Genomic DNA, 22,845 nt, shown 5'->3' on the forward strand with positions numbered 1-22,845 from the left:
AAGCAATTCTTCTTTTTGTTAGCGGTTACATAAAAAGTCATTAAAGTGATACAAATGTAAAAATAGGATAAGCATCTATCTTGATTCTAGCCTATAGTAAAGACATTGAAAAGAAATAATTTAAAGATTACTAGCCAAATGGAGGAAATTAAAAATGTTATATCCACTTACAACACCCAGCAGAACATTATTGGACTTATCAGGCCTATGGAAGTTTATGATCGATGAAGAAATTAACCCTATCGATCCGAAAAAGCCATTACCAATTGAAGATGTGATATCAGTTCCAGCATCGTTCAATGACCAAACGGCTTCCAAAAAGATTCGTGAACATAATGGATTTGTTTGGTGTGAAACCAACTTTGATATCGCTAAGCCATTACGAAGCCAAAGGTTGGTTTTGCGATTTGGATCGGCCACTCATGAAGCATGGGTTTATCTAAACGGGAAAGAAATTACCCATCATAAGGGCGGCTTTACACCGTTTGAGGTTGAAATCAACGATTATTTAAAAGATAGTAACAACCGTTTAACTGTTAAATTGAGTAACATTCTTGATTACACGACTTTGCCTGTTGGAAATTATTCAGAAACCAGAGATAAAGATGGGCATATTCAGCGTCACGTTGACGAAAACTTTGATTTCTTCAATTACGCCGGATTACAAAGACCTGTCAAAATTTATTCAACTCCCAAAGATTACATTGGTGACATTACTGTGGTTCCCGATGTTGACTTGGAAAAATCCAACGCGGATATTCATATCAAGGTTGCAACCGAAGGTCATTTTGATGAGGTTAAGGTTACATTGTTGAACCAAGATGGTGTTCAAGTTGCCAGTGGAACCGGTGTTGATCAGACATTACAAATTGTTGATGCCCATTTGTGGCAACCGCTGCATGCTTATCTCTATACTGCAAAAGTTGATGCGATTGAAAATGGAGAAGTCGTTGATACTTACTCGGAAGAATTTGGTGTCAGAAAAATTGAAGTGAAAAATGCCCAATTCTTGATTAATGGCAAGCCATTTTACTTCAAAGGATTTGGTAAGCACGAAGATTCGTATGTCCATGGACGTGGCTTTAATGAACCCGTGAACGTATTGGACATTCACTTGATGAAAGATATGGGGGCAAACTCGTTCCGAACTTCCCATTATCCATATTCAGAAGAAATGATGCGCTTGTGTGACCGAGAAGGAATTGTTGTGATTGACGAAACACCTGCTGTTGGCTTGATGACAAGCTTTGGATTTGATGTTTCAATGCTTGAAAGCGACGACTACCAAGACGATACTTGGACCAAATTAAAGACGGCTGAAGCTCATAGACAGGTCATCAAAGAGATTATCGATCGTGACAAGAATCATGCTTGTGTTGCCATGTGGTCGATTGCCAATGAAGCTGCAACATTTTCCAAGGGTGCTTATGAATACTTCAAACCATTGTTTGATGAAGCGCATGAACTAGATCCCCAAAAGCGTCCATGCACATACACGAGTATCATGATGGCCAATCCAAAAACTGACAATTGCATTTCATTAGTTGATGTTATTGCTTTGAATCGTTATTACGGTTGGTACGTTGGTAATGGCGACCTCGAAACTGCAGAGAGGGCAACACGTGATGAGTTAAAAGAATATTCTGAGAAATTCCCGGATAAACCAATTATGTATACCGAGTATGGTGCCGACACAATTCCAGGACTTCACAGCAACTACGACGAGCCGTTTTCCGAAGAGTTCCAAGAAGATTACTATCGGATGGCAAGCAAAGTCTTTGATGAATTTCCACACTTTGTCGGCGAACAGCTTTGGAACTTTGCTGACTTCCAGACAAAATTCGGTATTCAACGTGTTCAAGGGAACAAGAAGGGAATCTTCACTCGCTCCCGTGAGCCGAAGATGGTTGTGCGCTACTTGAAGAATCGATGGACAAACATTCCCAACTTTGATTATAAAAAGAAATAGTGTGATTATTTGAACCGGAACACGTGATTCCGCGCGGACCGGTTTTTTATTGCAAAAATGGAAGCGCTTAACAAGAACCCTGATAGGTTTAAAGGAGGAACTAACAATGAAATCGGAAAAGTTAAAAATGGGCGAAAAGGTTGCGTATGGGCTTGGTGACTTGGGAAATGGGTTAATGTTTCAATTTGCTCAGCTGTTCTTATTGAAGTTTTATACGGACGTACTGCAAATTCCTGCATATTGGGGAGGCTTAATATTTCTGATTGCCAAATTCTTTGATGCGTTTGTTGACACAAGTGTGGGTGCATTCGTAGATTCTCGAAAGCACATTTCCAAACGCGGTAAATTCCGGCCATACATTCTATATGGATTGCTATTCTTGGGAATTGCCACGGTTGCCTGTTTTATTACGCCAAACTTTAGTGAAACCGGTCGAATTGTTTACGCCTTTGTGACGTATAACATCATGGGATTCTTTTACTCAGTCGTAAATATTCCTTATGGATCTTTAGCAGCAGCTATGACAATGGATTCGGGTGATCGGACTTCATTGGCTGCTGCACGGAATTTGACTGGTCAAATGGCAGCTTTATTAACTGGTGCAGTGGTTATTCCCATGGTAGCAATCTTTGCCACTCCAAAAATTGGGTATATTAGTACTGTTGCGCTTTTTGCCGCAGCTGGGGTGATTTCTCAAATTCTTTGTTATACCGGAACCCACGAGCGGATAATTGATCATACCCCACGTAAGAAGGGGGATGGCGTCAAATCAATCAAAGGTTTACTAACCAATCGGCCTTTCATCATTCTCTCAATTTTTACAATTTTAAGTGTTGGTTCGATGTTCCTCAAAATGGGTATCCAACTTTACTACTTCCAATACGTCTTGGGACAGGTTGGCTTGGTAAGTCTTGTGAGTTTGTTAAGTGCATTGTCAATTATCCCCGCCGTGATCTTTGCAACTCCTTTGGTAAAGAAAATTGGTAAGAAGAACGTTGCCATTTACGCTACGATTGGTTTTATCATTGCGGAACTTGTGAACTTCTTTGTGACCGGCCGTCAAGTTGTTCCATATTTGGTCGTAAACACTATTTCATACATGTTCTTGGGGTTCAGTGGCACAGTTGCCTTTGCATTTGTTAATGACGTGATTGAATATGGACAGCTTCAAACTGGTATTCGTTCCGAAGGTATTATTTATTCCGGGTACAGTTTTGTTCGTAAAATTGCGCAAGGTGTGGCTGGTTTTATTCCAGGCCTAGCACTGACAATGACAGGTTACGTTGCCAACCAGCAGCAATCAGCTTCCACAATTTCAGGAATCAGTGCCGTTTACTTCTTGATTCCCGCAATTGCTAGCGCAATCTCATGTTTGGTATTTTACTTTGGATACGATTTGACCGATGAGAAACATGATGCCATTGTGAAAGAGTTGGAAGAACAAAAAGCTGTCCAGAAAATGGATGAGGAATCAGATAATAGTGAAGGAAATGTGATTCTGGGATCATTGGAAGCAGAGACGACCGATGCAGGTGTCATCAATCATCCACAGGGGTAAACAGAAATAGAAGGTAAAAAACAAAAGGTTCTCAGCGTTCATCGTTTGAGGACCTTTTTTGCACACAGTGTGTTTGGATTATTTTATTTGCAACTTTATATTCCATCTTAGAAACGACACTAAAAGAAAAGCTGGTTTTTATCTCCTCAACAACGAATCAATTGGATCCCTGAATTTATCGTTTTCTAATTAGAACCCGCCTCATTCATATGTTAAGATTAGTGCAACATATAAAAGTCGATTAAGGAAGTTTCTTCAATTATAGAAAGGGTTTTTACATGGCGTTTGTGGGTCAAATTGCGTTAATTTTAATTGCAACATTACTAGCGGCTGCGATCAGTCAACGTTTGGGGATGCCTGCCGTGATTGGTCAATTAATTGCCGGAGTTATTTTGGGACCGGGAATTCTCGGGGTCCTTCACAATACGGAATTAATGCACGCCGGAGCAGAAATCGGCGTGATTATTTTAATGTTTATTGCCGGAATTGAAAGTGACCTTGATCTGTTAAAAAAATATTTCAAGCCGGCCATCAGTGTTGCGGCGATCGGGGTTCTTTCCCCGATGGCAACCTTTTACATCTATGGTGAAATAATGGGCCAGGGTTTTGAACGTTCAATATTCTGGGGCGTTATTTTTGCCGCAACATCCGTTTCAATTAGTGTCGAAGTTCTTCGGGAATTTAAGAAGCTGAACACCAAAGAAGGGGCGACTATCTTGGGAGCCGCGGTGGTTGATGATATTATCGCCGTTGTCCTGCTGAGTATTTTCGTCAGCTCATTTGGCGTTGGTGGCGGAGGTTCCTCTAATTTATTAGTTGCAACCATCTATCAATTGATCTATTTTTTAGTTGTGATCATCTTGGTCAAATGGGTAGTGCCGGTCATTTTACGGGTGGCAGAACGCTTGCCGGTTCACGGATCGGTTGCCATCACGTCATTGGCACTTTGTTTAACAATGGCTTGGTCGGCGGACGCACTGGGATTAAGCTCGGTAGTCGGTGCATTCTTTGCCGGGGTTGCCGTTTCTCAGACTAAATTTCAGTCTGAAATTTCCAGCAGTGTCAGTTCGGTTGGATACACGTTCTTTATTCCAATCTTCTTTGTCAGCATCGGATTGGACATGGAATTTAATAACGTCATTAAAAATTTAGGCTTCATTATTATCATGACGCTCTTGGCGATTGCCACGAAGCTATTTGGTGGTGCGCTTGGTGCTTGGATGACCAAAATGAATTGGAGCAGTGCATTTATCGTCGGTTCCGGAATGGTATCTCGGGGTGAAATGGCATTGATCATCGCCCAGATTGGGTTGTCAGCCAACCTGATGGCCAAGAATCTTTACTCGGAGATTATTATTGTCATTGTCCTGTCAACGATTGTGGCACCGCTGTTACTTAAGAAAACGATGAAGGTATAAAGGGGAGAGTTAATATGGTTACTGAATATGCAAGTGGAGCAGTTGTTTATCAAATTAGAGATGGTAAGATTTGGTATCTGTTATTGCAAAGTGCAACGTCAGACTTCTGGGGGCTGCCTAAAGGTCATGTTGAGCCGAACGAAAATTTGATTCAAACTGCCGTTCGGGAAATTCGGGAAGAAACCAACTTAAAAACTCAAATTGACTCGAATTTTAAGCAAAAAGTTGAATATGATATGAAGAATGGCCACCACAAAGACGTGACTTTCTACGTCAGCCGGGTTGCACCAGAAGTTAAAGTGCGCAAGCAGGACGAAGAAATCAATTCTTTTGGTTGGTTTGATTACGAAGATGCCTACAAAAAGTTGACCTACGATAACTTGCGTCAACTACTCAAAAGTGCCGATGAATACATTCGTGATAAAGAAAATATTGAGGACTAAGCGATGAAAAATCGAGTGTTTGTCATTACGGGAGCAGCCGGCAGCGGCAAGACAACCGTACGTGACTACTTACATGATAAATATAAAATGGCACGGGTAATTACCCATACCACCAGACCGCCGCGGGCTAACGAACGAGACGGAGTCGACTATTATTTCGAAGATGATAAGTCTTTTTTTGACAATCACTTCTTGGAATCAGTCCACTACGCCGGCCATTATTATGGCTCGTCTTATGAAGGCCTTGAAAATGCCTGGGAAAAATCACCGTTCGCTACAATTGTCTTGGACACGGCAGGAGCGATTACATATAAGAAAAAGTTGGGTGATAAGGCTGTCATCATTTTTCTACAGGTCGGAGATACTCATGAACTTCAACGACGCATGCAGGGCCGTGGCGACAATGCGGAAATGGTTGCCAAACGGATCAGCAGCAAGGAATACAATCGTGATTTGGAAATGCCGTATGAATTGCAGGAAAAAGCCTATAAAGTCATCAACCATGATTTGAATCAAACCCGCCGCCGGATTGATGAGATCGTCGAAAAGTATCAGCACTAGACGACCGTTTGGTTGTTGCCGCACGGGGATTATGGTAGTATGCAATAAACAGTAATTATTACTTATTAGAGGTGACCAGTATGCCTGAATCAATTGAACAAGCTACTCAAGTTTTAAAAGAAAATAATTTTAAGATCACAAAACAACGTCGGGCCATGATTGAATTTCTGGTGGGAACTGCAACGCATAAATTCGTAGAAGTGACCAGCATTGATGATTTCATGCGGAAAACATTTCCCAAAATGAGTCACAACACGATTTATCGCAACATTTCCGAATTTGCCAATCTCGGGATTGTTGAACGACAAGTCCAGGGCGATCGGGCTTCCGTTAAGTTCCAGTGTGATTTTCAACACGAGCATCACCATCACTTTATCTGCAGTAACTGTGGCAAGGTGATTGAGCTTAAGGACTGTCCATTAAGCCCTGAAATCACCAACCAGTTAGCCGGCTGCAAAGTTACGGGTCATCTGTTCCAGATCTATGGCCTGTGCCCACAATGTGCCAACTTAATGAATAATTAACGAATTATTTAGAATTCCTTCAGATTATTGTGCGATAATTGAGGCTACAAAATTTTAGTAAGGAAGTTTTTTGAATGGATAATAGAATTCCACCATTAATCACGCCGTTTGCAATTCTGTCCATTTCTTTGGCACTTGGCGCTACCAACGTTGTGGTCAATAATGTGACGTCCACCAATGAAGGAACCCCTAGGACCACTCAAACGACCCATCAAAAGAAAATTTCGGACTCAATTTATGGCAAGAAGAATAAGGACAAAGATAAAGATTCTGATGCCAAAGACAAAGCGGAAAAGGCAAAAGAAGAATCTGAGAAGAAAAAGGCGGCTGAAGAATCATCTGCAGCCAAAGCTTCGTCTGAAAAAGCTGAGAGTGAAAAGAACGCCGATTCATCTAGTGACCAGACAACCGACAACGATACCAATGACAACACCAACACGAATACGGATACAAACAAGTCCACTACAAATGGCGGGACAACCAATAAGGGAACCTCGACCAACAAAGGGACAACGACTGGTGGTGGCACCAATAATACTAATGGTGACACGAATTCCAATTCAAATACCCAGACCAATAGTGACAGCAGTAATACGACGTCTGGCACCAATGATACGACGACTCAAAAAAATAATACCAACACGAATGCCAACGCTGATGCGGATGTCGTTACCGGTAATTCAGGGGAGGGGAGTAACTAATGTTTAGTTTTTTGGACATGGTTAACCACTACCTGGGGTACTTTAATATTAACGTTACCCTTAAAAGCCGAATTTACACGGTCCTTGGATTCTTTGGCGATATCTATTTGTTCTACGTCAGCTTCAGATTCCTGCATAATCAGATGTTCACCAAAGGCATTCTGTTATTGCTGGTGGCCATTATTTTGATGTACTTCACTGTTTGCAACTTCTTCTATTACTTTACGAAGAAACAGCCGTGGTTTGATATTTCACCAAAATTGGCCAAGACACTGCATATTCAGGAGCATTCTCAAGAAACCCAGGTTGATTCAAAAATGGGCACAACGGTGATCCCTGAAACACGTAATGTTCCTACTAATGGATTATTTGACGACCAGCATTTGCTGCCGGCAAAAATCGAAGTCAGCCCCACTCAACAGGCTAACGTTGACCGGCTTGTCGCTCAAATGGAACAACAGCAGCTGTTTCATGCCGACTATAACGGAATGAGCGACCGGAAAATCTTTGAATTGTTGAAGGTTAACGGTAAGCCGGTTTATGCAATTGGCAAGGGTGTCTTACTTCCATACTTCGAAATGAAGCGTCAGGGCGCATCGCTGGTTGTTTACTGTGGCTTAAATCAAGCGGAAACTTATCCGGTCGGTGAAATTAGACGGGTTGGACTTCAATCAGTCAGTTCACTGGATTTAACCCACGTTAAGCTGTATTTGGCATCCGTGACATTGGTTGGCGGCCCGTACAAACAAATTGGCCGTGCCGGTGTTATCGAGGACCCTCAAGATTATAAATTAAGAGCAATGGTTGCTTACAAGAAGATGTAAGTGAAAGGGAATTATCATGAGAATCAACGTTTTGCAGCACACCCCAAATGAAGGACCCGGTTCGATTCAGGATTGGGCTCACGCAAAGGGCCACACAATGTATATTTATCATCCATATCAATTTGGACATTTGCCCACCGTCGAACAGACGGATATGTTAGTTGTTCTCGGAGGACCAATGAGTCCCAACGATGATTTACCGTGGATCCAACAAGAACGGGACTTGATTAAGGAACTGCTTGATAATGGCACACCCATTTTTGGTGCCTGCTTTGGGGCCCAGCAAATTGCAAAAACACTGGGATGCTCAGTGTCCAAAGGCCCCGCTAAAGAAGTCGGCTGGGCACCGGTGTACCGGAAGTCCGAAGTTATTCCCGGTTTGCCGAGTCAGCTGACTGCGTTGCACTGGCACGAAGATATGTTTGAAATGCCAAAAAACGCTGATCTTTTATTTTCCAGTGATAATCTGGCTAACCAGGGTTTTGTTTTAAATCATCAGGTTGTCGGCTTACAGTTTCATTTCGAACCCAAGGAAGACAATGTCCGAGAAATGGTGGTCAACGATTTCCCGTATATTAAAGGCTCGGTTCTTCATCAAACGGCTGATGAGATTTTAGCACGCCAAGTTCCAGCAGAAAATAAGAATGTGATGTTTCAGATTCTTGATTATATTTCAGAAAAATAGCTTTTTAATTGTAAGAGGATGGGACAAAAGTGTATGCTTTTGCCTCATCCTCTTTTTTTGTAATGGCATATTACTTTGCTAAAACATGGATCAATCGGCTGATCCCGGCCATTTAAGAACATAAATTCTGGGATCAAAACGCCTTTTGTCCCACTCTCTTCCTTTTTGCCATTTACATTCTCATTTTTCGCACTCAAAATGAACATTAAATTAAATTTTATGCAACTTAGGGTTTCCTTTTTCATGGTTTGTGAATTATAATTAAGTAATTACCCAAAAATATACATTTATGATGCGTGGGGGCAACAGTTCGCATGGTTGCTTGACTTGGCGATTGGAAGAAAATGTAACATGAGGCCAAACTTTTTGGAACATTTTTTTGACCTATCAAAATTTTTAACATATCATGGATGTAGTAACATTCTTAGGCAATTTTAATAATTAGCCTAAAGCATTGGAGGAAAATGACATGGCAATGATCGAATTTCAAGACGTACAAAAGTATTATGGCGATTTCCATGCATTAAAGGACATCAATTTAAAGATTGAAGCCGGTGAAACGGTTGTTTTAATTGGTCCTTCAGGTTCTGGTAAATCGACATTGATTCGAACGGTTAATGGACTTGAACCCATTCAAAAGGGTAAGTTAATCGTCAACGGGCAGGATTTGGCTAATAAGAAAACGGATGTTAACCGGATCCGTAAGAACGTCGGCATGGTGTTCCAGCATTTTAATTTGTATGCAAATAAGACAGTTCTTGAAAACATTATGTTGGCACCACGAATTGTTTTGAAACGTCCTGAAAAGGAAAATAAAGAGTTGGCAATGCAATTGTTGGATCAGGTTGGTCTTCAAAGCCAAGCTAATAAATTACCTGCTCAATTATCAGGTGGTCAGCAACAGCGTATCGCCATCGCCCGTTCATTGGCCATGAAGCCAAAGTGCCTATTGTTTGATGAGCCAACCAGTGCGTTGGATCCTGAAATGATTGATGATGTTTTGAACGTTATGAAAGAAATTGCGCAAGATTCCGATATGACAATGTTGGTTGTTACCCACGAAATGGGATTTGCCCGTGAAGTTGCCAACCGAGTTATCTTTATGGATGACGGCAGAATTTTGGAAGACGATTCCAGTGAAAAATTCTTTGATGGTGAACCCTCCAATGAGCGTGCACGACAATTCCTTGGAAAAATCATTACACATTAAAAATTTCATTATTTGGAGGTTGCGTCATGAAAAAGATCATATCAAGAATTGGGTTATTGTTAACCCTGCTCTTAATGGTCGTCTCTTTAAGCGCCTGTTCGAGTTCCGCATCCCAGAAAAATGTGTTGCGTGATGACAAACAGACCAAGACGATTACTTGGGGTGTTAAAGCCGATACCAAGCTCTTCGGTTTGATGGATGTACGAGACAATAAGATTAAAGGATTTGAAATTGACCTGGCAAAAGCGATGACCAAGCAAATCCTGGGTAAGGATGGCAAAGCCCGCTTTATTCAAGTTACCAGTCAGACCCGGATGCCGCTGTTGAGAAATGGTAATATCGATGCCATCATGGCAACCATGACCATCACGCCGGAGCGGGCAAAACAAGTTGACTTTTCTCGTTCATACTTTGATGCCGGACAAGCGATCCTTGTTAAGAACGGCAGTCCAATCAAAAACGTTAGAGATTTAAACAAGAATGGCGATGTCGTTCTTGGAGTTGTTGGTTCCAACTCAGTTCAAAATATTAAGAAGTTTGCGCCGAAAGCCAAGGTGCTTCAGTTAACCGATTATTCTCAAGCGTTAACTGCATTGAAGTCTGGTCAGGGTCAAGCGTTAACGACTGATAACGGTATTCTTTATGGTATGTCAATTGAAAACCCAGGTTATTCGGTTGTTGGTGGGACATTCACCAAAGAACCTTATGGAATTGCGGTTGACAAAGGCCAAGGCAAGTTTAGGGATGCCATGAACAACGCGTTGACCAAGGTTGAACAATCCGGCCAGTACAACAAGCTTCTCTACAAATGGTTCCACAAAGTTAAAGGATTTGACTTTAAGGGGGCAGAACGATGATAAGTATTTTTCAAAATTATGGTGGTGCGCTCCTGTATGGCTTGGGTCAAACGCTTCTCTGCAGTATTATTGCATTGATTTTCGCCCTGATCATTGGTTCAGGATTTGCCATTTTGGAAGTTGTGCCTAACAAGTTTTTAAGAATTATCGCTAAAGTTTATATTGAGGTATTCCGAAACATTCCATTGCTGGTTATTACGATGTTCTTCTACGTTGTTATTCCAATGTACGTTGTGGAAATCAGTGGTTTTGTTTCAGGGACAATCGGGTTGATTTTATACTCTTCAGCATTTATCGCCGAAACCGTTCGTTCAGGTATTCAATCAGTTGATCCCGGACAAATGGAAGGCGCTCGTGCCAATGGATTAAGTTTCTGGCAGGCGATGCGTTACATCGTCTTACCGCAAGCATTTAGATACGTTATTCCACCACTGGGCAACCAGTTCATCAACTTGGTTAAGAACTCGTCTGTCTTAGCCTTTGTTGCCGGATTTGATTTGATGTATCAAGGTAACGTCATTGCTTCTGATTCATTGCAAAGTATGAGCACTTACTTGTGTGTCGGTGTTCTATATCTGATTTTGACTTTGCCGTTGAGTTATTACATGCGTTATCTTGAAAAGAAATTGGCATAAAGGAGGAATCGAGATATGTTAACAGTCTTAGGTGCTTATTCATGGATTAACATCAGGTTCCTTCTTGAAGGGGCTTGGGTTACTGTCCTGGTTTCCGTTTGTTCGATTATTCTGAGTTACATATTCGGGATAATTTTAGGAATTATCAGATATGTTCAAATTAAATATTTATCAGCGATCGTTGGCTTTGTGATCGATATTATTCGGAACTTACCATTGATTCTGATTATCTTCTTTACCTACTTTGGGTTGCCAAATATCGGCTTCAAGCCGGATCCAATTTGGGCGTCAGTCATTGCGATGGCCGTCTTTGAGTCGGCGATGGTCGCCGAAATTGTCCGTGCCGGAATTGTTTCAATTCCAGTGGGTCAAATGGAAGGTGCCCGATCAACGGGAATGACTTATTGGCAGGCATTGAGATACATCATTTTGCCTCAAGCGATTAAGAACATGATTCCAGCGATTGTTAGTCAATTTATTTCCTTGGTTAAGGATACATCATTGGCCACAATCATTGTGCTGCCTGATTTGATGAACCACGCGCAAATCATTTATGGGCAAAACACCAACTACACGATTCCAATGTTCCTGGCATTGGCCGTCATGTACTTTATCGTGTGTTACTCACTGTCACTGCTTTCTCAATACCTCGACCACAGACTTGGCACTGCCAAGAAGTCGGGTGAAGTTGAAGAAGTTGTTCAAAGTGTCGAAAGATAGAATCATTGAATAGATAGTTAAAATAAAGAGGTTTGCTTCAGCCATTATTGAAATGGTTGAGGCAAACCTCTTTATTGATTAATTCAGTGTGTTAATCCAATACGTCAATTTGGCGAACATCCAACAAGTCACTCATTTCTTTGATGAACTCGTCAGGATTGGTTTTTCGCTTTAATCTGACTTGCATTTCCAATGAAAATGAGTCCGGCTTATATTCGATAATCCGCATTTTACTGTCTAAACCGCCGATCTCTTTTAGCCTTGCGGGAAGCTCATTCATTTCCGCTAGTTGACCGGTAATGGTGACTTGGAGTCGAATCATTGAACGGTTTGGATAGTGCTTGAGGGCTTTGATTCGGCGGACAATTGTCTGGGTAATTAGAATAATTAAAGTACCGGCAATTCCGATCACATACATATCGGCACCAATTGCCAGGCCGATTGCGGCGGTTGCCCACAAGCCGGCCGCAGTTGTTAATCCATCGATCTTATGATTGCGGGTGATGATAGCACCGGCACCGATGAACCCGATTCCGGTTACAACTTGAGCGGCAATTCGTGAAGGATCGATTGCAATTGTTTTTCGGCCCATTAGGTCAAAGAACCCGTATTTGGAAATGATCATGAATAATGCCGATCCAACCGCAACCAACATGTGGGTTCGAATCCCGGCGGTCTTCAGTCGCACCTTACGTTCATAGCCGACTGCTCCACCACAGATTGCGGACACAAGTAGCCTTAATATCCATTCCAATTGATATAAAACGTATGAGGTCATGGGCATCCTTCCTTTTATTATTACTAAGTTCGATTATAGACCGTCGATTGCCAAAAATAAAAAGATAATTGGCTTAAATCATCTGCACTCTAGGCATCAAAAAAGTTGTCATTTTTAGGACTAATTGGTTGTTAAAAACGGTGTAAACGATTACAATATGCTTGTCAAATGCTTAATCACGCTATGGGTCACTGAAAGGGGTGCATCATTATGGCAAGATTTGATGGAAAAGTAGCAATTTTTACCGGTGGTGGTTCTGGAATCGGTTTGGCAACAACAAAACAGTTTCTATCAGAAGGTGCAAAAGTTGCTGTTGGTGATTTTTCAGATAAAGCACAACAAGTAATTGAAGATTTGAATACTGATGACAACGCCTTATTCGTTAAGACAGACGTGACTCAAGAAGATCAGATTAAAAACCTGATTGAAAAGACTGTTGAGAAGTTCGGCAAATTGGACGTAATGTTTGCTAATGCCGGCATCCTTGACGACGGTGACATCACCGACTTGGATTTGAAGAGATGGCAAAAAACAATCAACATTAACCTGACTGGTGTATATCTGGCTGACAAATACGCCGTAGAACAATTCCTGAAACAAGGAAATGGCGGTGCAATTGTTAATACCGGCTCCATTCACAGTTTAGTTGCAATGCCAAGTATTACCGCGTATGGAGCTGCCAAAGGTGGGGTTAAGATCTTAACTCAAACCTTGGCTGCAACATATGCAAAGCAGGGCATTCGGGTTAACGCCATCGCTCCAGGTTATATTGACACCCCATTACTCAGTGCGGTTAATCCAGAGCTTAAGGCGAAATTGACAAAACTTCACCCACTTGGCCGACTGGGCAAACCGGAAGAAATTGCCAAGGGTGTTGCCTTCCTTGCAAGTGATGATGCTTCCTTTATCGTAGGTGACACCATGGTAATGGACGGTGGGTACACTTCGATTTAGCTCATAAATTGTCAGTTTAAAGTATTGAGGATCAATTGAAATTAGCATTTATTGAATTTAAAAAGGTTCCCATTCAGTTTTTAGATCAGACTGAACGGAAACCTTTTTGATTTGTGAAGATTACTCTCCGGAGTTTTCAGATTTTAACGGCATGCTATAAAAGTGATGGCCACCAATGGTGTACATACTCCCATAGGCAGTGTCGTAGTGAATCGTGTAGCGATAAGGCGTATGCAAGTTGTGGATTGTTAAACGGTATTTGTACGCGCCTGACTTGCGGACTTTCTGATCATTAACGCCTTTAAGATTGTGACTGTAATAAAGATAAGTTTTGGATCCCTTCACCAGGGTATGGTTAATTTTGGCATATGAAATCGGCTTTTGATTATATGCAAAAGTTTCATAATAAGTGGTGATCAAAGGCTGATTTCGATGCTGATAGAACTCGACATAACCATCTGAAGTAAGCCTAAGCGCACTGCTGGATGATTTGTATCTTTTGGCCATATTTGTAAATGATTTGACACCGCCGGTATAAAAGACGCCTTCACCAAGTGCCGGCATAAATGCAGGCTTTTTGACCCGCGGATACCTGGATAGCATGTATGTTTGCCAGAAAACAAGTTGGGTCCAGGGTTTCTTCATGCCAACCCGTTTTTTAAGGGCATAACTCAAACCGGTCTGGCCGTTCACAAAGGCGTTGTGCGTTTTGCTGGCACTATCATTGATAATACTGCCACTCACAATGGTTCCCTTTGGAAGAATGACCTTCGAACCTTTGAATGGGCCGGATTTGGTGTTTTGGTTCAATCGGTAATAACGATTAATATTGTTTTGAGTTTTTGCATGTTGATTGACCCAGTGAGATGTCAATCTGTGAAGCCCCTTTGTTTGGGCCGAGACGTTGGAAGTTGTTAAGCAGACGCTGCCAAGCAATCCTAGCGCAACCAACATGATTCTTTTCTTCATAATGAATATCCCCCCTCAAAAGTATTGTATATAGTCATTACGTGTAGAATACCACACAACTGCCACCGCAAAAAAAGAGCAGCCCAAGATAGCTGCTCAATCCAATCTTATTATTTAAATCTTCAAATGTCAAATTAAGTTAGAAATTTTAGCTGCTCATCAGTGATTTGATTTACGAATGCCTCAAGTGGTGTTTGATAATTGAGACTTTTTCTGGGAATATGGTTCCGTCGACTAGCAACAGCCTGGACAAATTCATCTGATAGCTGGTCCATGATGAGATCATGGTGCAACCCATCCTTACGAAGTAAGTTGTTGGTGTTTTCATTCAACCCACGTTGATTGGGTGCTCCTACAGCGGCAAAGTAAATATTTAAATCAAACTGGTTAGCAATCGTTCGCCAACCGGCGAACTCCTTACCATTATCAAACGTGATGGACTTAAACAAGTGGCGTGGCAGCTTCGTCAACCAGGCTGCTAAACTACGATTGACGTTTTGTGATGACTTGGTATGTGAATTCAAAACAATTGCGACCTTGGTCTGCCGTTCAACCAGTGTGGTTACGGCACCCTGATGGTTTTTGCCTTGAACCGTGTCGCCTTCTAAATGACCGAATTCTCGTTTAAAATTAGGATAGTCCTGATAACGGGTTTTTAAATCTCTGCCCAATTGCCCAGCTTTTCCTCGTCGTTCAACGTACCCATTAGGGTGACGCTGACCATGCATGGGTAAATCTTTGGCGAACAAGCCAAAAGCATCATGTTTGAAAATGCGATATAGGGTTCGTACGCCGCAGCTAAAAGAACGTTCGTGGCGATTAATAATTGTATCTGGTTGCCACCCCGCTTGAATTTTGGCTTGGATATAAACCAGTTCATCAGGGGCTAGTTGAATGGGCTTACGCCCACAATGTTGTTTGTGCCGTCGATAATGTTGTTGGTAATCAATAAGCGTACCGCCAGCGTCAAGAAAACGATAGATGCGATAAACGGTTTCAGCACTCCGGTGGAGTGCTGGTGCTACTCGGTAAGCCTTTTTATTGAGCTTCCAAAAGGAATAAATTGTAGTGAGTTCGTCTATGGTAAGATGAGTATAGGTCATTTGTGATCAGCCTTTCTTTTGATTTCAACACTCAAAAGTCTATCACAAATGGCTTTTTAAATTTCTAACTTAATTTTACAAACAGGGAATAAATAAACTTTGCTTTCGTATGGCCGAAGGGTTGTCCCTTTGTCATCATCGTAATTGCTAATCAGCAAATCAGAAGCGGTTGCTTGGCTATAATCACGACTAACGGCCTGGGCGGTAAAGTTGCTCAATACCAATAATGTTTTGCCTTGGTAACGGCGACGATAGGCGAATACTTGATCATCACTGGGATCAAGTTCTTCATAACTACCGAACTTAATCAAATCAGACTGATGACGCAGTTGGATCAGCTTTTGATAGTGGTAGAAGACTGACTGCTTATCATCGATTGCTTCTTTGGCGTTAATTTGCTTGTAGTTGGGATTCAATGCAAACCAGGGCTTGACATCGGAGAAGCCGGCATTCAAACTATCATCCCACTGCATTGGCGTTCTTGCATGATCACGGGAACGGCAAGCCATATATTTGAGCATGGTTTTACCATCAATGATTTTTTCTTGATCAACAATCTGATGATAGGAGTTGAGAGCCTCCAGGTCCTCATATTGGTCCAGTCTGGTGTACTTAACGTTGGTCATGCCCAACTCTTCACCTTCATAGACAAATGGGGTTCCCTGCATCATGTGAAGGGTGGTACCCAGCATTTTAGCAGCTCGGACCCGGTACTTTGGATCATCGGTTGCGAACCGTGAAACGGCTCTCGGCTGATCATGGTTGTTCCAATACAGACTATTCCAGCCTTTACCGTCCAAGGCCTTTTGCCACCGTGAGAGGGCCTTTTTCAGTTCGGTTAATTTAACAGGCGTGTCATCCCATTTTCCCAAGCGCGGATCGGGGTTGGGGGATAGGTGGACGTGTTCAAATTGGAAGACCATGTTGAGCTCATGACTATCCAAACCAGTGTACGCGATAGCATCCTCAGGAGTTGACCCGGGCATTTCCCCGACGGTCATAACATCATAGTGTGAGAGGACCTTATCGTTCATCTCATGCAGATAATCGTTTAATTTTGGGCCATCGGCGACTAAATCTTCCACCATTCCATAGGTTGCAGGTTCGGGGGCATCCGGCAATCCGGCGGGTTTGGAAATTAAATTGATAACGTCCATTCTAAAGCCGTCAACGCCTTTATCCAACCAGAAGCGCATGATGTTCCAAACTGACTCTCGTACTTTAGGATTCTCCCAGTTCAAGTCCGGCTGACCCGGCGCAAACAAGTGCAGGTAATATTGGCCCCGTTCAGGGACATACGTCCATGCAGGGCCACCAAAGGCAGCGTGCCAGTTGTTGGGCTCATGGCCGTCGACTGGATCACGCCAGATGTAGTAGTCGGCGTATTGATTATCCTTTGACTGTTTGCTTTCTTGGAACCAGCGATGCTTGTCTGACGTGTGGTTGACGACTAGATCCATCAGGAGTTTCAGTCCGTGAGCGTGGATCTGTTTAAGCATTTCATCAAAGTCAGCCATGGATCCATACGTTGGCAGAACTTTTTCATAATCAGCGATATCATACCCGTTGTCTTTTAAAGGAGAGTCATAGATTGGGTTGAGCCATAATACATCGACGCCCAATTTTTTTAAATAATCCAAACGTTTAACAATCCCGGGAAGGTCGCCGATGCCATCGTGATTGCTGTCTTGAAAGCTCTGTGGATAGATTTGATAAACTACGGCGTTTTGCCACCATTTGTGTGTCATAAATATCGATACCTCCGCTTTACTTCATATAGATTAATCGGATTAGGCAATCGGTTCTGTAAAATCCAGCACCCATTTTTTGATGATTCAACTTGAATTCCAAGTGACTGCCATCCTTATTTCATGGTATCACAAACGTTTGAGTAAAAAATGAAATTTAAGCTCTGTGGTATAATTAATTTTGATGAATTTTCGAAAATAATGCTGGTAAAGGGGTGAATCCATGGCTGCCACAATTAAAGATGTTGCCCGTGTTTCCGGGGTTTCTCCGGCAACTGTATCCCGGGTCTTATCGAATCAAAAAGAGTTTTATTCAGAGAAAACCGCCAAAAAAGTCCGTGCGGCAGTCAAAAAGCTTGGCTACCGACGCAATACAAGTGCGGTTGAATTAGTCACCCAGCGCAGTAAGGTGATTGCCGTTTTGGTAAGCTCGACGCAAACCAACTTTGCCGATCAGATTCTAAAAGGTATTCAGGAACGGGCCAAAGTTCGTGACTTGAGTGTCATGATTATTTTTGCCGGTGAAGGTGACGCTGATATTCAGGCAAAAGCCATTCGAACCGTGATTGAACGATCGGTGATGGGAATCTTGTTGGTTGCCATTGACTTGGATCCGTCAAATGACGAATTGTTGGAGAGCGCCAATATTCCGTTTATTTTCATTTCAATGACGTTAAAGAATGGTAAATTCCCGTTTATTTCGTCTAATGATTTCGATATTGGTTATCAGGCGACAAAATATTTAATCGCCAAGGGACATCGGAAGATTGGCTTTGCCGCAACCGACCTGCACTCATTTGTTGGTAATTTACGTTATGAGGGCTATCGTGATGCGATGCGTGATAACCAGCTCCAATTTGAAGATGACTGGATTTGTGATGGTCATTTTACTTATCAGGATGGCGTTTCGGCAATGAAGCATTATGGCAGCCAAACACCTTTAACCGCTGTGATTGCTTCAAGTGATATAGCAGGCATCGGGATTTTGAATCAGGCAAACAGTTATGGGATGCGAGTTCCGGATCGGCTGGCAATTCTGACCGTCGACGGAACCCAGCTCTGCGATATTGTCCGGCCCAAGTTGTCGAGTGTTACCCAGTCATTTTATGAGATGGGGGCTAAAGGGATGGACATGTTGGTCAGTGAATCCTTTAAAGATTTCTATTCGATGTATACCCCAATTAAAATAGTTGAACGTGAAAGTGTCTAGGAGACGATATAATGAAAGCAATCGTATTACGTCACCCGGGTGGACCGACCGCCTTATCTTATGAAGAAGTACCGATGCCAGAGGTCAAAGATGGCTGGACGTTGCTGAAAGTTAAGGGATTTGGGATTAACCGTTCTGAAATTTTCACTAGAAATGGTTGGTCACCGACAGTTAAGCTGCCCCGCATTTTAGGGATTGAGTGTGTCGGAGAAGTGGTTAAAACCACTGATCCGGATCGCCTGCAGAAAGGTGAAATGGTGATCGCCACAATGGGTGGAATGGGCCGAGACTTTGACGGCAGTTACGCTGAATACGCCTTGTTACCCAACAAGCGGATATTTACTGTTCAGACAAGTCTGGACATTTCCAAATTAGCTGCGGTTCCCGAAACATACGGCACGGCGTTTGGCTCTTTACTGAAGCTCAAGCTGGGGGATGCCCATTCGCTGTTGGTTCGTGGTGCGACCAGTGGTGTCGGGGTTGCTGCTGCAAAGCTGGCCAAGGCAATGGTTCCTTCAATTAAACTAGTTGGTTCAACCCGTCACTTGGAAAAGACTGATGAGTTAAAGTCAGCTGGTTTTGACGAAGTGGTTTTAGATAAAGATAATCGGATCGACACCAACGGTGAAAAATATGACCGCCTGCTTGAACTGGTTGGCCCATTAACGCTGCCCAACTCGATGATGGCGGTTAAAGAAGATGGCATTGCCTGCATCACCGGTGAACTTGGTGGCGTCTGGGACCTGACACATTGGGAACCCATTTATGGTCTGCACGGGGCTTACCTCACAAGCTTCTCATCAGGAGCACTGAACCAATCGACGTTTGATCAGTTGTTTGACCTTATCAAGCGGGGTTCGATTGATGTTGCCCCAACCAAAACCTTTGATTTGAAACATACGGCGGATGCCCAAGCTTATTTGGACAGCCACGACAGCTTTGGTAAAGTGATCGTTTTACCGTAAATAATCGCAAAAAAGGACTGGAACAAAGTTTTTACTTTGTTCCAGTCCTTTTGATTTTAATTAGTTATCTTGTTTCTCTAATGAATTAGCTTTATCAATCGCAGCTTGTTGTTCACGATATTTCTTGGTTTCGTAATAAAATACCGGAATTCCTACAGCAACAAAGACAAATGAGGTCAATACACCAGGCAGATCCGACATGATTTCACTGACAATTACAAACAGTGAACCCCCAATTGCCAAGATTGGCGTAACTGGGAAGAATGGGGTTGAGAATACTCGGTGTTGATTAGGATTGCGTTTTCTTAACAAGAAGACGCCGACAAATGCCATAACGTAGAAGCAGTAAACGGTGAAGATACATAGTTCTGACAAACGATCGGCATTGGAGAAGACAATCATGATGGCAACGATGATTAATTCGGCAACGGTCGAGAAGATTGGGGTATGTGACTTTGGATGTAAGTATGACAAAGTCTTTGAGAATGGCAACTGGCCACGTTTGGCCATTGCGTACATAATCCGTGGGAACGTCATGATTTTACCGTTCATACAGCCGACAATCGAAATAATAATTCCGATACTCAAGATCTTACCACCGACTTCACCAAAGGCTTGGTTGGCAATATAAGGAATGGCACTGGTGCCCAGACGATGAATCTGTTCTGCTGGTACGGAACGGTAAACACCGTAAGAAACAAGAAGGTAAACGACCAACACAGCCAAAATACCAAATGTAATGGCTTGAGGAAGCAGCTTGCGTGGATTTTTAATTTCACCACCCAAGTTGGCAACCAGAATCCATCCATCAAAAGCAAACAACGTTGCCAAAATTGCGACACCGAAGTTTCCGGCTGATTGATGAACGTGAACCAGGCTTTGGCCGAATGCATTTTCGTTTCCGAAGAACAGACCAAAAATGATCAAAGCGGCAACTGGAACCAATTTACAGATAGTCGTAATAATAGCAAACGTTGCACCATATCGATTAGAAAATAAATTAAGAATTCCGACTAAAATGACGGTTACAATTGCCAAAATGGCATTATATTTACTTGGGAAACCAAAGAAATCGGATAATAAGATTGCCAGGTAGGCGCCAAGCGACGCGATCATCGCCGGGCCATAGATGATAATCTGCATCCAGCCGGATAAGAAGCCCCAAAGCTTTCCATAGATTCGCTCCATATAGACATAGAGGCCACCGGTTTCAGGCATTTGAGAGGCAATTTCAGCGATGGTCAATCCGGCGGTAATGGTTAAAATACCACCTGCCAGCCAGGCAAATAAGGCCATTGATGTTGAGCCGGCGTCGTCAAGTACAGCGGACTGGCGAACAAAGACACCGGCACCGATAATCGTTCCAATAACAAGGGCTAACGCTGACCAGAGGCCAAGGTCTCTGTCCAACGTTACTTCTTTTTGTTCTTTCATGGTTATTCTTCCTCTCTTCTCATCTTAAGAATGACTCAAACAAACTGTCAGTCAAAACGTTATTCAACTGGCAGAACATACTTTTCAAATCTTTTGGCATCAGTATCGTTTAATTCCGTTGTGATGAGTGTGCCATCATCGCGGTAATCAGTTTTTTCAATGTTGGTATTTTCGTTTAAGTATGAAACAACGTCGCCGGCGTTAAATGGAATTAGCATTGTCAGCTTTTGATAATTTTTAAAAATCTGTTCTTTGATCATTGTGGTTAATTCATGAAGGGACTTTTCGTCTTTGGCAGACATGATCAAGTTGTCACCTTCACGTGATGGAAATGAAATATCCATTTTATCGGCCTTATTCAATGCGACGATCATTGGAACACCAGTTACGCCGATTTCAGTTAAAGTGTCTTCAGTCGTTTTCATCATCAATTCCTGATGAGGATCTGAGTAATCGACAACCTGAATCAACAGATCTGCGTTGGCAGCTTCTGAAAGGGTTGATTTGAATGCCTGAACCAATTGATGAGGCAATTGACTGACAAATCCGACGGTGTCACTTAATAGGAAACGTTTTTGATCTGGCAGGGTCAATTTTCGAACGGATGTGTCCAAAGTGGCAAACAACATGTTCTTTACCATCACCTGCTTATCTTCGTTTTCACCGAAGAGGTTAATCATGCCGTTCATAACGGTTGATTTACCGGCGTTGGTGTAACCAACCAAAGCAACGGTCGGCATTTCACTGCGGTCACGCTGCTTGCGCTTGGTTTGGTCAGCCTTGGCGGTTTCTTTCAACTCTTGGTTGACGTGGGTAATTCGCTTTTCGAGTGTCCGACGATTTAACTCATATTGAGATTCACCGGCACCACGGTTGGTTGCACCACCGGCACCGCTACTGGTACCGGTTTGCTGATCCAAACGCTGACTGGCACTGGTATGCAGCCGTGGCAGCTGATACTTTAATTTGGCCAATTCAACTTGTAGCTTGGCTTCCCGGGATTGTGCCCGGTTGGCAAAAATCTCTAAAATCAATCCGGTTCGGTCAATGATCCGAGCGTGGGTATTTTTTTCAATATTCCGAATTTGACTGGGTGATAATTCATCGTTTGCGACAACGGTGTCGACACCATCATCAATAATGACCTGAGACAATTCTTCAATCTTGCCTTTACCGAAGTATGTGGCAGGATCGGGCTTGTCCAATTTCTGTACCAAAGTTTCAACAACTTTCATATTGTTGGCTTCAGCCAAGTTATTCAATTCGGTCATTGAATAATCAAAACTGCTGGAACCTCGATTGAGCCCAATTGTGACAACAGGTGTTAAAGTTTCTTGTAAATCCATGCGGTGCCTCCTAATAAATTATGTGTTCAAGTATAACACACAAATGTAAATAAATCGTAGACAAAGTGGGTAGATTTGATAGGTTAAATGATAAATTATGAGAAGAAATTAGAATTTACACAAGTAAATGTTATTTTAGCCTTGATATTAAAGTAAAAAACCAGCTGTTATTGATATAAAATGCCGATATAAAAGAATTTCAATAATAATGAAAATACCATTGATTTTAATCA

General features: G+C 42.4%; 22 protein-coding genes. 16 read left to right on the forward strand and 6 right to left on the reverse strand.

The features are described from left to right. Positions 1-154 precede the first annotated feature (154 nt). The 13 genes from uidA (at position 155) to DNL43_RS07845 (ending at position 12,105) form a co-directional block, all read left to right on the forward strand. On the forward strand, positions 155-1,969 hold the full coding sequence (uidA, locus tag DNL43_RS07785; RefSeq protein ID WP_056982029.1) for a beta-glucuronidase: 1,815 nt from the start codon (positions 155-157) through the stop codon (positions 1,967-1,969). 106 nt (positions 1,970-2,075) lie between these two features. Then, positions 2,076-3,527 (forward strand): MFS transporter, encoded by a 1,452-nt coding sequence (locus tag DNL43_RS07790; RefSeq protein WP_054769131.1) that lies wholly within the window; start codon positions 2,076-2,078, stop codon positions 3,525-3,527. A gap of 278 nt (positions 3,528-3,805) precedes the next feature. Continuing rightward, a complete protein-coding gene (locus DNL43_RS07795; RefSeq protein ID WP_056982023.1) occupies positions 3,806-4,945 on the forward strand; it encodes a cation:proton antiporter in 1,140 nt (379 codons plus the stop codon). A gap of 14 nt (positions 4,946-4,959) precedes the next feature. Beyond that, positions 4,960-5,388 (forward strand): bis(5'-nucleosyl)-tetraphosphatase, encoded by a 429-nt coding sequence (locus DNL43_RS07800; RefSeq protein WP_056982014.1) that lies wholly within the window; start codon positions 4,960-4,962, stop codon positions 5,386-5,388. Positions 5,389-5,391: 3 nt separating this feature from the next. Then, positions 5,392-5,949, forward strand: a complete 558-nt coding sequence (locus DNL43_RS07805) for a guanylate kinase (RefSeq protein WP_056982008.1) — start codon at positions 5,392-5,394, stop codon at positions 5,947-5,949. Between the two features lie 80 nt (positions 5,950-6,029). Continuing rightward, entirely contained in the window at positions 6,030-6,473 is a 444-nt protein-coding gene (locus tag DNL43_RS07810; protein ID WP_054769132.1) for a Fur family transcriptional regulator, read from the forward strand. A gap of 74 nt (positions 6,474-6,547) precedes the next feature. Then, positions 6,548-7,174, forward strand: coding sequence for a hypothetical protein (locus DNL43_RS07815; RefSeq protein ID WP_056982007.1), 627 nt, complete (start codon positions 6,548-6,550; stop codon positions 7,172-7,174). Further along, on the forward strand, positions 7,174-7,998 hold the full coding sequence (locus DNL43_RS07820; protein WP_054769133.1) for a DUF6681 family protein: 825 nt from the start codon (positions 7,174-7,176) through the stop codon (positions 7,996-7,998). Before DNL43_RS07815 ends, DNL43_RS07820 begins: the two co-directional genes overlap by 1 nt. A gap of 16 nt (positions 7,999-8,014) precedes the next feature. Further along, positions 8,015-8,683 (forward strand): type 1 glutamine amidotransferase, encoded by a 669-nt coding sequence (locus DNL43_RS07825; RefSeq protein WP_056982006.1) that lies wholly within the window; start codon positions 8,015-8,017, stop codon positions 8,681-8,683. A gap of 469 nt (positions 8,684-9,152) precedes the next feature. Continuing rightward, positions 9,153-9,893 (forward strand): amino acid ABC transporter ATP-binding protein, encoded by a 741-nt coding sequence (locus tag DNL43_RS07830; RefSeq protein WP_056982005.1) that lies wholly within the window; start codon positions 9,153-9,155, stop codon positions 9,891-9,893. A gap of 26 nt (positions 9,894-9,919) precedes the next feature. Further along, positions 9,920-10,750, forward strand: coding sequence for a transporter substrate-binding domain-containing protein (locus DNL43_RS07835; RefSeq protein ID WP_056982004.1), 831 nt, complete (start codon positions 9,920-9,922; stop codon positions 10,748-10,750). Then, a complete protein-coding gene (locus DNL43_RS07840; RefSeq protein ID WP_054769135.1) occupies positions 10,747-11,385 on the forward strand; it encodes an amino acid ABC transporter permease in 639 nt (212 codons plus the stop codon). The genes DNL43_RS07835 and DNL43_RS07840 overlap by 4 nt, the downstream gene beginning before the upstream one ends. 15 nt (positions 11,386-11,400) lie before the next feature. Next, positions 11,401-12,105, forward strand: coding sequence for an amino acid ABC transporter permease (locus DNL43_RS07845; protein WP_054769136.1), 705 nt, complete (start codon positions 11,401-11,403; stop codon positions 12,103-12,105). 91 nt (positions 12,106-12,196) lie between these two features. Here the strand turns inward: DNL43_RS07845 and DNL43_RS07850 are convergent, their stop codons facing one another. Beyond that, positions 12,197-12,883, reverse strand: a complete 687-nt coding sequence (locus DNL43_RS07850; RefSeq protein WP_054769137.1) for an MgtC/SapB family protein — start codon at positions 12,881-12,883, stop codon at positions 12,197-12,199. 210 nt (positions 12,884-13,093) lie between these two features. Here DNL43_RS07850 and DNL43_RS07855 point away from each other — a divergent pair, with 210 nt between their 5' ends. Then, positions 13,094-13,837: an SDR family NAD(P)-dependent oxidoreductase gene (locus DNL43_RS07855; RefSeq protein ID WP_054769138.1), complete on the forward strand. Its 744-nt coding sequence runs from the start codon at positions 13,094-13,096 to the stop codon at positions 13,835-13,837. A gap of 120 nt (positions 13,838-13,957) precedes the next feature. On the opposite strand, the gene DNL43_RS07860 is transcribed toward DNL43_RS07855, so the two are convergent. The 3 genes from DNL43_RS07860 to DNL43_RS07870 all read right to left on the reverse strand — a co-directional run bounded on the left by DNL43_RS07860 (position 13,958) and on the right by DNL43_RS07870 (position 17,657). Then, the gene (locus DNL43_RS07860) at positions 13,958-14,806 is read right to left on the reverse strand and encodes a hypothetical protein (protein ID WP_056982001.1); all 849 of its coding nucleotides are present in this window, start codon (positions 14,804-14,806) and stop codon (positions 13,958-13,960) included. Between the two features lie 134 nt (positions 14,807-14,940). Continuing rightward, positions 14,941-15,909: an IS30 family transposase gene (locus DNL43_RS07865; RefSeq protein WP_054769923.1), complete on the reverse strand. Its 969-nt coding sequence runs from the start codon at positions 15,907-15,909 to the stop codon at positions 14,941-14,943. A 56-nt stretch (positions 15,910-15,965) separates the two neighbouring features. Continuing rightward, on the reverse strand, positions 15,966-17,657 hold the full coding sequence (locus DNL43_RS07870) for a glycoside hydrolase family 13 protein (protein ID WP_156645049.1): 1,692 nt from the start codon (positions 17,655-17,657) through the stop codon (positions 15,966-15,968). A 223-nt stretch (positions 17,658-17,880) separates the two neighbouring features. Between DNL43_RS07870 and DNL43_RS07875 the strand changes: the two genes are divergently transcribed. Both DNL43_RS07875 and DNL43_RS07880 read left to right on the forward strand, forming a co-directional pair. Beyond that, positions 17,881-18,867: a LacI family DNA-binding transcriptional regulator gene (locus tag DNL43_RS07875; protein ID WP_056981997.1), complete on the forward strand. Its 987-nt coding sequence runs from the start codon at positions 17,881-17,883 to the stop codon at positions 18,865-18,867. Between the two features lie 11 nt (positions 18,868-18,878). Next, complete coding sequence (locus DNL43_RS07880; protein WP_056981995.1) at positions 18,879-19,832, forward strand: zinc-binding dehydrogenase; 954 nt, start codon at positions 18,879-18,881, stop codon at positions 19,830-19,832. 60 nt (positions 19,833-19,892) lie between these two features. Here the strand turns inward: DNL43_RS07880 and DNL43_RS07885 are convergent, their stop codons facing one another. Both DNL43_RS07885 and hflX read right to left on the reverse strand, forming a co-directional pair. Next, a complete protein-coding gene (locus DNL43_RS07885) occupies positions 19,893-21,266 on the reverse strand; it encodes an APC family permease (protein WP_054769769.1) in 1,374 nt (457 codons plus the stop codon). 59 nt (positions 21,267-21,325) lie between these two features. Then, entirely contained in the window at positions 21,326-22,612 is a 1,287-nt protein-coding gene (hflX, locus tag DNL43_RS07890) for a GTPase HflX (protein WP_056981993.1), read from the reverse strand. Positions 22,613-22,845 lie beyond the last annotated feature (233 nt).

The sequence above is a fragment of the Lentilactobacillus kefiri genome (assembly GCF_009739535.1).
Taxonomy (GTDB): domain Bacteria; phylum Bacillota; class Bacilli; order Lactobacillales; family Lactobacillaceae; genus Lentilactobacillus; species Lentilactobacillus kefiri.